General features: G+C 68.9%; 11 protein-coding genes. 4 read left to right on the top strand and 7 right to left on the bottom strand.

The features are described 5' to 3' along the window. Nucleotides 1-107: 107 nt before the first annotated feature. Nucleotides 108-1,412, bottom strand: a complete 1,305-nt coding sequence (locus tag OR37_RS16370; protein ID WP_004622312.1) for an acyl-CoA dehydrogenase family protein — start codon at nt 1,410-1,412, stop codon at nt 108-110. 154 nt (nt 1,413-1,566) lie between these two features. Here OR37_RS16370 and OR37_RS16375 point away from each other — a divergent pair, with 154 nt between their 5' ends. The 3 genes from OR37_RS16375 (at nt 1,567) to OR37_RS16385 (ending at nt 4,325) form a co-directional block, all read left to right on the top strand. Then, nucleotides 1,567-2,163, top strand: coding sequence for a GNAT family N-acetyltransferase (locus OR37_RS16375; protein WP_085953277.1), 597 nt, complete (start codon nt 1,567-1,569; stop codon nt 2,161-2,163). A gap of 77 nt (nt 2,164-2,240) precedes the next feature. Beyond that, a complete protein-coding gene (locus OR37_RS16380; protein ID WP_004622316.1) occupies nt 2,241-3,473 on the top strand; it encodes a hypothetical protein in 1,233 nt (410 codons plus the stop codon). 78 nt (nt 3,474-3,551) lie between these two features. Then, nucleotides 3,552-4,325, top strand: coding sequence for a MerR family transcriptional regulator (locus tag OR37_RS16385; RefSeq protein ID WP_004622318.1), 774 nt, complete (start codon nt 3,552-3,554; stop codon nt 4,323-4,325). A 143-nt stretch (nt 4,326-4,468) separates the two neighbouring features. On the opposite strand, the gene mutL is transcribed toward OR37_RS16385, so the two are convergent. Further along, nucleotides 4,469-6,397, bottom strand: coding sequence for a DNA mismatch repair endonuclease MutL (gene mutL, locus OR37_RS16390; protein WP_004622320.1), 1,929 nt, complete (start codon nt 6,395-6,397; stop codon nt 4,469-4,471). Nucleotides 6,398-6,645: 248 nt separating this feature from the next. Here mutL and OR37_RS16395 point away from each other — a divergent pair, with 248 nt between their 5' ends. Beyond that, nucleotides 6,646-7,593, top strand: coding sequence for a TraB/GumN family protein (locus OR37_RS16395; RefSeq protein ID WP_004622321.1), 948 nt, complete (start codon nt 6,646-6,648; stop codon nt 7,591-7,593). Nucleotides 7,594-7,748: 155 nt separating this feature from the next. Here OR37_RS16395 and OR37_RS16400 read toward each other — a convergent pair whose 3' ends face one another. From OR37_RS16400 to rpmH, 5 genes are all read right to left on the bottom strand, one after another. Then, nucleotides 7,749-8,228: an ASCH/PUA domain-containing protein gene (locus tag OR37_RS16400; RefSeq protein ID WP_004622324.1), complete on the bottom strand. Its 480-nt coding sequence runs from the start codon at nt 8,226-8,228 to the stop codon at nt 7,749-7,751. Between the two features lie 228 nt (nt 8,229-8,456). Next, nucleotides 8,457-9,104 (bottom strand): ribosome biogenesis GTP-binding protein YihA/YsxC, encoded by a 648-nt coding sequence (yihA, locus tag OR37_RS16405; protein ID WP_004622326.1) that lies wholly within the window; start codon nt 9,102-9,104, stop codon nt 8,457-8,459. After that, nucleotides 9,104-10,963, bottom strand: coding sequence for a membrane protein insertase YidC (gene yidC, locus OR37_RS16410; protein ID WP_004622329.1), 1,860 nt, complete (start codon nt 10,961-10,963; stop codon nt 9,104-9,106). The genes yihA and yidC overlap by 1 nt, the downstream gene beginning before the upstream one ends. Before the next feature lie 7 nt (nt 10,964-10,970). After that, complete coding sequence (gene rnpA / locus OR37_RS16415) at nt 10,971-11,420, bottom strand: ribonuclease P protein component (RefSeq protein ID WP_004622331.1); 450 nt, start codon at nt 11,418-11,420, stop codon at nt 10,971-10,973. A 93-nt stretch (nt 11,421-11,513) separates the two neighbouring features. Then, nucleotides 11,514-11,648, bottom strand: coding sequence for a 50S ribosomal protein L34 (gene rpmH / locus OR37_RS16420; RefSeq protein WP_004622337.1), 135 nt, complete (start codon nt 11,646-11,648; stop codon nt 11,514-11,516). Nucleotides 11,649-11,665 lie beyond the last annotated feature (17 nt).

Genomic DNA, 11,665 nt, shown 5'->3' on the forward strand with positions numbered 1-11,665 from the left:
GGGTTTGGGGTGGGGGGTGACTACGGGGGTTGATGCCGCGCGACGCCGCCGACTCAGCGATCACCCCCATCCCAAACCCTTCCCCCATCAAGGGGGAAGGGCGCTGGCTACCGGATCCCCGGCACGTGCAGGGCCGCGTCGCGTTCGGCCTTCTGCTTGTAGGCCAGGTCGCCGTACTTGGACATTTCCATGCGGGCGATGGTGCGGCAGTGCACCTCGTCCGGACCGTCGGCCAGGCGCAGGGTGCGGATGCCGGCATAGGCCTTGGCCAGGCCGTAGTCGGTGGTCACGCCGCCGCCGCCGTGGGCCTGGATGGCGTCGTCGATGATCTTCAGGGCCAGGCGCGGCGCGGCGACCTTGATCATCGCGATTTCCAGGCGGGCCGACTTGTTGCCGGCCTTGTCCATCATGTCGGCGGCCTTCAGGCACAGCAGGCGGCACATCTCGATGTCGATGCGGGCCTCGGCGATGCGCTGCTCCCAGACCGAGTGGTCGGAGATGTACTTGCCGAACGCCTTACGGGTCATCAGGCGCTGGACCATCTTTTCCAGCGCGACTTCCGCCGTGCCGATGGTGCGCATGCAGTGGTGGATGCGGCCCGGACCGAGGCGCCCCTGGGCGATCTCGAAGCCGCGGCCCTCGCCCAGCAGCAGGGCGTCCTCGATCGGCACGCGCACGTCCTTCAGGATAACCTCGGCGTGGCCGTGCGGGGCGTCGTCATAGCCGAACACCGGCAGCATCCGGACGATCTCGATGCCCGGCGCGTCCAGCGGCACCAGGACCTGGCTCTGCTGGCTGTGGGTCGAGGCGGTCGGATCGGTCTTGCCCATCACGATCGCCACCTTGCAGCGCGGGTCGCCCACGCCCGAGCTCCACCACTTGCGGCCGTTGATCACATAGTGGTCGCCGTCGCGCTCGATGCGGGTCTCGATGTTGGTGGCGTCGGAGCTGGCCACCGCCGGCTCGGTCATCAGGAAGGCCGAGCGGATCTCGCCGTTCATCAGCGGACGCAGCCACTTTTCCTTCTGCGCCAGGGTGCCGTAGCGCATCAGCACTTCCATGTTGCCGGTGTCGGGCGCCGAGCAGTTGAAGACTTCCGAGGCGAAGCCGACCTTGCCCATCTGTTCGGCGATCAGGCTGTATTCCAGGTTGGTCAGCTGCTCGCCTTCGAACTCGAAGGTGTCGTCGACGTGATGCTGGCCGCTGTGCGGCGGCATGAAGAAGTTCCACAGGCCGGCGGCCTTGGCCTTCTTCTTCAGCTCCTCGACGACCTGGACCACCTTCCAGCGTTCGGCGCCCAGCACGTTCATCTCGGCCTCGTAGGCCGGGACGGCCGGATAGACGTGCTCGTCCATGAACGCCGTCACGCGATCCAGGAAGGCGCGTTGCTTGGGGGAGATGTCGAAATCCATGGCCGTTCCCTCTTCCCGCTCTCTCGTGTCAAACAGTTGTTTGAAGCTTTTGTAGACCGCCCTGACCGGCGCGGCAAGCGCCATGCGCCCGATCGTCGCGCCGAACGCGCCGAACCGGGTTGTCATGTCGGCGCGCCTGGCCGAAAAGACCCCCATGCTGAACCTGACCGCCGATACGCTCGAGGGCCGCTACGTCCGGCTCGAACCCGTCACCGTCGACCATCGCGACGAACTGAAGGGGGCCATCGACTGCGATCCCGACAGCTGGGAGATCATGTCGGTCAACGGCTGCGGCGAGGGCTTCGAGGACTTCTGGGGCGCGCTGCAAGGCGAGACCCAGCGGGGCGAACGCATCGGCTACGCCATCCGCCGACTGTCGGACGGCAAGGTGGTCGGCACCTCCAGCTACCTCAATATCCGCAGGCTGCACGGGGGTTTGGAGATCGGCTCCACCTTCCTGAACCCCGACGCGCGCTCGGGTCCGGTGAACCCCGAGAGCAAGCGCCTGATGCTGTCCCACGCCTTCGACAAGGCCGGGGCCATCCGCGTCGAGCTGGTGACCGACGTGCGCAACGCGCGCAGCCAGGCCGCCATCGAGAAGCTGGGCGCCAGCAAGGAAGGCGTGCTGCGCAACCACAAGATCACCTGGACCGGCCACGTGCGCGACACCGCCGTCTTCTCGATCACCGACTACGACTGGCCGGCGATCCGTGAACGGCTGGAGTTCCGCCTCGCCGAAACCTTCGTCTGACGACCTGGCGAAATAAAACGCCGTTCTCTCGACGGTCGTAAGACTTCCAAAAGCATCAGGCGCTAGCGTCGGTCCCCATGACGGCCATCGCATGCCTGCGTATCCTGTTCACGGACGGAGAAAGCCGTCCCGGAGAAGTGCCCAAGCACAAGGCGCAGGGCGTCGCGGACGCGTTCCTGAAAGCCCGCTGGCGCAAGCCGCGCAAGTGCGGGGCCGTGGCGCCCCTGGCCTTCGTCATCGCCGACACGCGCGTCGACCAGCTGGATCCCACCGAGCTGCAGGCCCTGGCCGCCGAGCTCGAAAAGGTGCTGTTCCCCGGCCGCCCGATCGGCACGATCGCCCTGATGAGCTTCGAGGGCGACGAGCAGGCGGTCCTGAAATTCGCCAGCCTGTCGGAGAAGGAGCTGATGGGCCTGATGGCGGGCGAGGGCTATGGCGGCGACGCCGGCCGCGTCCACGTCGTCCGCGCCGACTCCGTTCACCCGCTGCCCTGCACGCGCGAGGAAGCCAAGGCCCAGGCCGCCGAGAAGGCCGCCGCCGCCCAGCCCCCCGTCGCCGATCCGCCCCCCGCCGCCAAGCCCGCTCCGCCGAAGACGGCGGCGCGGATCGAGAGCCCGCCGCCGGCCGCCGAGACCGGCTGGTGGGGCGTCCAGGACCTGGCCCAGGGCGTTTTCGTCGGCTCGGCCATCGGCCTGCGCGCCGACCTGATCGGCCCGGTCCCCGAGGACGACGCCAAGCTGCTCAAGCGCGACCTGATCTGCCTGACCGACGCCCAGGCCGCGTTGAAGACCGCCGCGTTCGGCGAGATCCATGTGCCGTTCAGCTTCTGGAACCTGACCACGCCGTCCTCGCAGGACGCCTATCGCGGCCGCCTGTCGCGCTACCCGCTGGACCAGCGCCCGCGCCTGTGCGCCACGGTCTACGGCACGCCGCGCGAGGCCTCGATCGGTATGCTGCAGCAGGCCCGCGCCTTCCTGAAGGGCGGCTTCGCCCTGATGGACGTCCGGATCACCGACCCGACCTTCCCGATCCAGAGCCTGTCCCCCGATCTCGTCGACAGCATCACCCTGGTGCTGTCGGGCGAGACCGAGCAGGCGCGGCTGAAGCAGATCCTCAAGTTCGTCGAGCGCAAGGCCGGCTACGTCGCCAAGGGCGTCCGCCAGGCGGTGGCCAATGTGACCTCGGCCGTCGAGTTGGAGGCCTGCAAGGTCGCCGGCGTCGCCCGCGTCCAGGGTCCGATCGTCACCGACCTGCTGGACAAGCCCGTGGACGGCCCCGAGGCGGCCGAGCAGGCCAAGAACGCGGCTTGACGGGGCGCCGTTTCGCGGGCGCTTGACCCTCACCCCGCGTGAGCCCTGAGTGATCGCCCCATCGAGAGGGAAGGTCACTTGAGCGTCTACACGGTCAAACAGATGGCGAGGCTGTCCGGCGTCTCGGTGCGCGCGCTGCACCATTACGACGCCATCGGCCTGCTGCGCCCCCGCGCCGTGGGGGCCAACGGCTATCGCTACTACGACCGCGAGGACCTGCTGCGTCTGCAGCAGATCCTGTTCCACCGCGCCCTGGAAACGCCGTTGAAGGACATCCAGGCCGCCTTGGACGATCCGGGGTTCGACCTCGCCGCCGCCCTGCGCGCCCACCGGGTTCGCCTGGCGTCGGAGGCCGAGCGCTACGCCCGGTTGGTGGACATCGTGGACCGCACCCTCGCCGACCTCAAAGGAGACGAGACGATGGAAGACAAAGAGATGTTCAAGGGATTCGACCCGGCCAAGCAGGCAAGGCACGAGGCCGAACTGGTCGAGCGCTACGGCGAGCCGATGGCCGAGCGGATCGCGCAGTCCACGGCCGGCATGAAGAGCTGGGGCAAGGGCGACTGGGCCGGCTTCCAGCAAGAGGCCGCCGCGATCGAGCACGACATGGCCAGGGCTCTGAGCCAGGGCCTGCCGGTCGACAGCGATCCGGTGACGGCCATCATGCGCCGCCACTGGGCGTGGATCGCCAAGTCCTGGAACCGAGAGCCGACGCCGGACGCCTTTGCGGGCTTGGCGCATCTCTATCAGGACAACCCGGAGTTCACGGCCCGCTACGAAGCGATCGCGCCGGGGCTGACGGAATATCTGGCCGAGGCGATGCGCGCGTTCGCGGAGCGGCGGGCGGCTTAGCGCCCCCTCCGTCGCGACGCGTATCCGCATCGCGCCACCTCCCCCGCTTCGCAAGGGAGGAGAAGGCTGCGATCTCCTCACCCGTGTAACGGGGGAGGTGGCTCGGCGCCGGCAGGCGACGAGACGGAGGGGGCGCTATCGCACTAGCGCCGCCCGAACAGCTTCTCGATATCGGCCAGCTTCAGCTCCACATAGGTCGGGCGGCCGTGGTTGCATTGGCCGGAGTGGGGGGTGGCCTCCATTTCGCGGAGCAGGGCGTTCATCTCGGCGCCGTTCAGCCGGCGACCGGCGCGGACGCTGCCGTGGCAGGCCATGGTCGAGCAGACCTCCTCCAGCCGCTCCTTCAGGGCCAGGGCCGCGCCGTTCTCGGCCAGGTCGTCGGCGATGTCGCGGACCAGGGCGGCGGCGTCGGTCTTGCCCAGCAGGGCGGGGGTCTCGCGCACCAGCACCGCGCCGGGGCCGAAGCTTTCGATGACGAGGCCGAGACTCGCCAGCTCCTCGGCGCGGGCGACCACGCGCTCGGCCTCGGCGGGGTCGAGGTCGACGACCTCGGGCAGCAGCAGGGTCTGGCGCGCCACGCCGCCGTCGGCCATCTCGCGCTTCATGCGCTCGTAGACCAGGCGTTCGTGGGCGGCGTGCTGGTCGACGATCACCATGCCGTCGCGGGTCTGGGCGACGATGTAGGTCTCGTGCACCTGGGCTCGCGCCGCGCCTAGGGGATAGTCGATATAGCCCTCTCCCCCTTGCGGGGAGAGGGTTGGGTGTGGGGGTGTCAGCGCGGCGACGGTCTCTTCAAAGCCCGCGCGCCCACCCCCTGGCCCGCTCCCCGCGAGGGGGAGGGGGAAATCGCCCTCCACCCGCGCCGAAACCTCGGTCAGCCCCGGCAAGTCCATGCTTTGCATGTTCAGGGGCCGCTGCGTCGGCGGGGTCCAGCCGCCTTCGCGCCAGGCCGAGAAGCCCGCTGGCGAAGGACCCGGCGGGTAGCCCGGGAACGGACTCTGCTGGGCGCGGATGCTGTCCAGGGCCTGGGCCGCGACGGTGGTCGAGGCGCGGTGGCCCGCGCCGGCCAGGGCGTGCCGCAGGGCGCCGACGATCAGGCCGCGCACCAGGGCCGGATCGCGGAACCGCACCTCGGCCTTGGCCGGGTGGACGTTGATGTCGACCTCGGTCGAGTCCAGCGTGACGTAGAGCGCCGCCGTCGGGTGGCGGTCCCGGGCCAGGAAATCGGCATAGGCCGCGCGCAGGGCGCCTTGCAGCAGGCGGTCGCGCACCGGCCTGCCGTTGACGAACAGGTACTGGTGGGCGGCGTTGCCCCGGTTGTAGGTCGGCAGGCCCGCGAAGCCCGCCAGCCGCACGCCGTCGCGCGTCTGGTCGATCTCGATGGCGTTGTCCTGGAAGTCGCGGCCCAGCACGGCGGCGAGACGGGCGAGGCGTCCCTGAGGCCCCGGATGCTCGGCCGGCAGGCGCAGGATCCGCCGCCCGTCGATGTCCAGCGAGAAGGTGATGGCCTCGTGGGCCATGGCCTGGCGCTTGATCTCCTCGGTGATCGCCAGGGCCTCGGCGCGTTCGGACTTCATGAACTTCAGGCGGGCCGGCGTGGCGTAGAACAGGTCGCGCACCTCGATCCGCGCGCCGTGCGGGCCGGGGAAGGCGGCGGGGGCGACGTCGCCCACGCTGCCGCCCTCGACCAGGATCGAGAAGGCGTCGGCCTGGCCTCGGGCGCGGGAGCTGATCGACAGCCGCGCCACCGAACCGATCGACGGCAGGGCCTCGCCCCGGAAGCCCATGGTGTGGATGCGCAGGAGGTCCCACAGCCCGTCCTCGTCCGGGGCCAGCTTGGAGGTGGCGTGGCGCTCGATGGCCACCGGCAGTTCCTCGGCCGTGAGGCCGCAGCCGTCGTCGGCGACCAGGATGCGGGTCAGGCCGCCGCCGTGGGCCTCGACCTCGATCCGCGTGGCGCCGGCGTCGATGGCGTTGTCGACCAGCTCCTTGATCGCGCTGGCCGGCCGCTCGACCACCTCGCCGGCGGCGATGCGGTTGACGGTCTCGGGCGGCAGGCGGCGGATGGTCATCAAGCGGACTTTCGGGCGGAGCGCGCCGGCGGGACGAGCGCCACCATTGCCACTCCTTAATTTGACCGGCCGGACGGCGGTCGGCCAAGCAAGGACAGTCGACATATTTAGCGCGATTCCGCCGCCGTTCGAGGAACGGCGTGCTGGACCGCCTGCGGGCCAAGGGCTTCACCGTAACCGCGCCTGAATAAGGTCAAGCTTCCGCCATGGCGGCGCGCCACGGTTGAGCCGAAACAACGGGAGGCTGAATGCGCGCGTTTCTGACAGGCTTGATGCTGGCGGGGATCACCGTCGGGGGCCAGGCCCAAGCCCAGGCCCAGGCGATCGATGACCCTCAGGCCAATGTGGTCGAGGCCCTGGTGGTCAGCGCCAAGCTGCCCGGCCCGGCGTGGTGGCGGGTCTCGGACGGCGACACCACGATCTATGTGATGGGGATGCCGTCCATGCTGCCGAAGGGGCAGGCCTGGGACAAGACGGTGCTGGAGCGTCGCCTCGACGGCGCCTTCGCCCTGCTGACGCCGCCGGTCTGGCAGGCCGGGCTGACCGACATCCCCGCCATGCTGCGGCTGCGGGGCAGTCTGAAGGACGACGGCGCCTGGACCGCGCGGGCCCCGGCCCTGGCGGCGCGGACCCAGCACGCCTGGACCGCCGTCGACAAGAACGACGACGGCTGGCGCAAGTGGAAGCCGCTGTTCGTCGCTCTCCAACTGAACGGCAAGGCCAACAAGCAGGCCCAGCTGCAGATGTCCGAGCCGGACCGGACCATCGAGAAGCTGGCCCGCGAGCGGCGGGTCAAGGCGCGGCCGGCGGCGGTCCATAAGGCCATGCCGATGCTGAAGTCCCTGGTGCGCGAGAACAGCGAGGCGGCGGGGCTGACCTGTCTGTCCGAGACCCTCGACGCGGTCGAGGCCGGCTCCGCGCCAGCCCGGGCGGCGGCCGACGCCTGGGCGCAGGGCCGCGTGAAAGAGGCCCTGGCCGCTCCGCGCAGCGCCGAGCGCTGCGAGTTGCTGCTGCCGGGCGTCTCCGATCTGAAGCGCCAGCTGGTCGACGACGAGGTCGGAGGGCTGACCGACCTTCTGAAGACGCCCGGCCACGCCGTGGCGATCTTCCCGCTGCGGGCCCTGGTCGCCGAGGGCGGGGTGCTGGACAAGCTGCGGGCGAAGGGGATCACGGTGCGCACGCCGGGGGACGGGTAGGGGCGCTTCCGTCGCGAGGCCGAGGACAACCTGTTGAGCATCCACAGCTAGAGCGTGATAGCCGAAAGTGTGAGCGGTTTCGGCGGTTATCACGCTCTAAATGTTTGATTTGGAGCCTGTCGCGCCAGGGGCGCGGGGTGGTCGTCGGGCCAAGCTCAGCCCTTGCGCACGATCCGCGCGGCGGCGGCGTGGAAGCCGGCCTCGGCCTCGGCGGAGTCGGCGACGGCCGCGTGGCGGTCGCGGGCGACGCCCATGTTGCTCTTGGCGTAGCTCTCCGAGACCTTGCGGGCCTCCTGGGCGCGCAGGGCGGCGTTGGAGGCGGCGGTCTCGTGCCACTGGGCCAGGGCCTCGGGCGTCAGGTCGCCGGCCGCGTCGGGATGCGGCGCCACCTCGCCAAAGCCGATGGCCACGAAGCCGTGGATCACCCCGCCATAATCCTCTTCCGACAGCAGGAAGGTGATCTGCCGCTCCTCGACCTGGCCGGTGTAGTCCTGGGTGTCGGGCTCGAACTCGCGCAGCACCAGGATGTCGCCGACCTTGAAGTCGCGGTCGTTGCGACGGATCTCGAAGCGCTTTTGGCCCGACCGCACGGCGGCGAAATATTTGGGCCAGGTCTTCAGGTCGTGGCGGTTCATGGTCGGAAGCTTTTCTGGGAAAACGGAAGGCGGTGGTTCTGGCGGCGGAACCCTAGCGCACGGTTAATGGCTCAAACATATCCCCAAACCAACACGTCATCCCGCGACTTGTTCGCGGGACCCATTTGTCGGTCGCGGACGCGGAGCGGAACGGAGCGTTCACGGTGCGGCTGAACCATGGGTCCCGCGCATGAAGCGCGGGATGACGGCGCGAGTTGGGCGATCAGATCACGCGTCGACGCACAGCCGGACGATCTCGGCGCGCAGGTCCGGCATCCCCAGGCCCTTTTCGGACGAGGTGGCCAGCACGCGGGGGAAGGCCGCCGGGCGCTTGGCGATGGCCTTCAGCGTCTCGGCCACGACCTTGTCGACCTCGGCGGGCTTGATCTTGTCGGCCTTGGTCAGGACGATCTGGTAGGACACCGCCGCCTCGTCCAGCGCGTCCAGCGCCTCCAGGTCGACCTTTTTCAGGCCGTGGCGGCTGTCGATCAGCACATAGACGCGCTTCAGGTTCGGGCGGCCGCGCAGATAGGCCCGGCCCAGGTCCTGGAACTTGTCGGCGATCGAGCGCGAGACGCGGGCGAAGCCATAGCCGGGCAGGTCGACCAGCCGCACCGTCTCGGCCAGCAGGAAGAAGTTGATCTCCCGCGTGCGGCCCGGCTCGTTCGAGGCCCGGGCCAGGTACTTCTGGTTCACCAGGCCGTTGATCAGGCTGGACTTGCCGACGTTGGAGCGGCCGGCGAAGGCCACCTCGGGCAGGTCCGCGGACGGCATGGCGTCCATGCGCACCGCGCCCATCACGAACGAGACGGGTTGGGCGAAGAACACCCGGGCCCGCTCGATTTCCTCGTCGGTGAAGATGGGATCGTCGCTCATCAGGTCGCGCTTGCGGTCTTGCCCTGCAGGCGCGCCAGGATGCGGTCGATCGGCGTCTCCACCTTGTAGCGGCGCATGATCACGTACTGCTGGATGATGGTCAGGATGTTGCTCCAGCACCAGTAGATCACCAGGCCCACCGAGAACTGCGACAGGGTGAAGGTGAAGATGATCGGGAAGAACTGGAAGATGCGCTGCTGCATCGGATCGCCCGCCGGCGGGTTCATCGACTGGGTCAGCCACATGGTGAAGCCGTACAGCAGCGGCCAGACGCCGATGTGCAGGTTGCCGTCCAGGAAGCCGCCGATCATCGGGGCCGTCGCCGGATTCCAGGGGATCAGGCCGAACAGATTGAAGATGGTGCTGGGGTCGCGGGCCGACAGGTCGTGGATCCAGCCGAAGAACGGCGCGTGCCGCATTTCGATCGTGACCGTCAGCACCTTGTACAGCGAATAGAAGACCGGGATCTGGATGAAGATGGGCAGGCAGCCCACCATCGGATTGATCTTCTCCTTCTGGTACAGGACCATCATTTCCTGCTGCTGCTTGGCCGGATCGTCCTTGTGCTTGGCCTTCAGCTTCTCGACCTCGGGGGCGATCTTCTTCATCTTGGCCATGGACTCATAGCTCTTGTCCGCCATCGGATAGAGGATGAGCTTGAGCACGACGGTCAGCAGCATGATGGCCAGGCCGAAGTTGCCGACCAGCTTGTAGAAGATCTCCAGCACGTTGAAGATCGGCCGCGTGAAGAAGCGGAACATGCCCCAGTCCACCGCGTCGTCGAAGCGCGGGATCTCGGCCTTGGGGTTGTTCCAGAACTGCCAGATGGCCGGCGGCGTGGTCTTGCCGTACTCGTACTGGCGCAGCAGCGGCACGGTCTTGGCGCCGGCGAACAGGCGGGTCGTCTGGGTCAGGGTCGCGCCCGGGTTCAGGGCCTGGGTCGGACCGACGAAATTGACGTCATAGATGTCGGCGCCGGGCGCGGGCGTGACGCGGTACTGCGCCTTGATCGTCTGGTCCTGGCCCGGGATCAGCGCCGCCAGCCAGTACTTGTCGGTGATGCCCGCCCAGCCGCCGGTCGAGTCGAAGCTCTCCAGCGGATGGTCCTTCTTCCACGCGCCGTACTTGGACAGCTTCAGCTCGCGCTTGTCGCCCGCGCCCAGCACGCCGATGGCGCCCTCGTGGACGATCTGGGTCTTGCCCAGCTTGTCGGTGATGCCCTGGCGCTGGACGCTGGCGTAGGGGGCCAGCTGGAAGGCGGCGGCCCCGTTGTTCTTGACGCTGTCGGTCACGGTGAACATCGCGTCGGCGTCGACGGCGATCACGCGGGTGAAGACCAGGCCCTGGCCGTTGTCATAGGTCAGGGTGACCGGCGAATTGGGACGCAGCACCTGGCCCGGCGCGGCGGTCCAGACGGTGCGGCTGTCGGGCAGGCCCGGCAGGTTGGCGCCGGCCCAGCCGAAATCGGCGAACCAGGCGTGCTCGGCGCCCTCGGGGCGGAACAGCTCGACCGGCGGCGAGCCCTTGTCGGTGGTTTCGGCGTACTTGCGCAGCAACAGGTCGTCGATCCGCGCGCCCTTCAGGGCGATCGAGCCCGACAGCGAGGGGGTGTCGACGGCGATGCGCGGGCTCTGGGCCTTGGCGGCGTCGCGCGACAGGCGCATCGGCGCGGGGTTGCCGCTGGCGTCCAGGGTCACGCCGGCCTTGGCGGCGGTCTGGGCTTCGGCGGCCTTCTTGGCCTGAAGCTCGGCCTGGGCGCGCTTCTGCTGCGGACCCAGGACGAGGAACTGGTACCCGATCAGGATCACGAACGCGACGGCGATGAACGCCATCGTGTTTTTGTTGTCGTTCTGCTGCATGGAGCGCTTAACCGGAAACTTTGAGATCGGGTTGTTGGGAGGCGGCGGATGTGGACGGCGCGCCGGGGCGGGGCCGGGGAGGCTTGGCGCCCCCGCGATCGTACTCGGCGGCGAGGCTTATCAGCGCGGTTTTGACGTCGTCAAGCAAACGCCCCCATTCACGCGCGCCGGTGCCGCCGCGCGCGATGAACACATAGTCGTGCGAGGGGCGCGCATGAAGGGGCAGGACCAGCCGCGCGGCCTCGCGCAGGCGGCGCTTGGCGCGGTTGCGCTCGACGGCGCCGCCGATCTTCTTGGTGGCGGTGAAGCCGACGCGGACGACCGGGTCCTGGTCCTCGCGCTTGCGCATCTGGACGAAGACCGCCCCGCGCGACAGGGCCGGCGCCTTGGCGGCCAGCAGGAAGTCGGGGCGTTTCCGCAGGCGCTCGAACTTCAGAGCGGACGGCGTCTCAGGCATGAAAAAAGCCGCCTTTCCGGCGAGAACCTGAGGACAGGTCTGGGGAAAAGGCGGCTTTGATCATCGTCTTGCCTCCCGAGGGAGGAAGAGAAATTAGGCGGTCAGGCGCTTGCGGCCCTTGGCGCGGCGACGCGCGACGACCTTTTGGCCGTTCTTGGTGGCCATGCGCGCGCGGTAGCCGTGACGGCGGGCACGCACGAGCTTCGACGGCTGGAAGGTGCGCTTCACGACGTGGCTCCGAAATG

This window comes from Caulobacter vibrioides OR37, from assembly GCF_000372645.1.
GTDB lineage: Bacteria > Pseudomonadota > Alphaproteobacteria > Caulobacterales > Caulobacteraceae > Caulobacter > Caulobacter vibrioides_E.

Excerpts from the sequence above, each read along its gene's own strand:
- OR37_RS16380 (WP_004622316.1), top strand. The coding sequence starts at position 2,241 with ATGACGGCCATCGCATGCCTGCGTATCCTGTTCACGGACGGAGAAAGC.
- OR37_RS16375 (WP_085953277.1), top strand. The coding sequence starts at position 1,567 with ATGCTGAACCTGACCGCCGATACGCTCGAGGGCCGCTACGTCCGGCTC.
- OR37_RS16400 (WP_004622324.1), bottom strand. The coding sequence starts at position 8,228 with ATGAACCGCCACGACCTGAAGACCTGGCCCAAATATTTCGCCGCCGTG.
- yidC (WP_004622329.1), bottom strand. The coding sequence starts at position 10,963 with ATGCAGCAGAACGACAACAAAAACACGATGGCGTTCATCGCCGTCGCG.
- mutL (WP_004622320.1), bottom strand. The coding sequence starts at position 6,397 with ATGACCATCCGCCGCCTGCCGCCCGAGACCGTCAACCGCATCGCCGCC.
- OR37_RS16395 (WP_004622321.1), top strand. The coding sequence starts at position 6,646 with ATGCGCGCGTTTCTGACAGGCTTGATGCTGGCGGGGATCACCGTCGGG.
- rnpA (WP_004622331.1), bottom strand. The coding sequence starts at position 11,420 with ATGCCTGAGACGCCGTCCGCTCTGAAGTTCGAGCGCCTGCGGAAACGC.
- OR37_RS16370 (WP_004622312.1), bottom strand. The coding sequence starts at position 1,412 with ATGGATTTCGACATCTCCCCCAAGCAACGCGCCTTCCTGGATCGCGTG.
- yihA (WP_004622326.1), bottom strand. The coding sequence starts at position 9,104 with ATGAGCGACGATCCCATCTTCACCGACGAGGAAATCGAGCGGGCCCGG.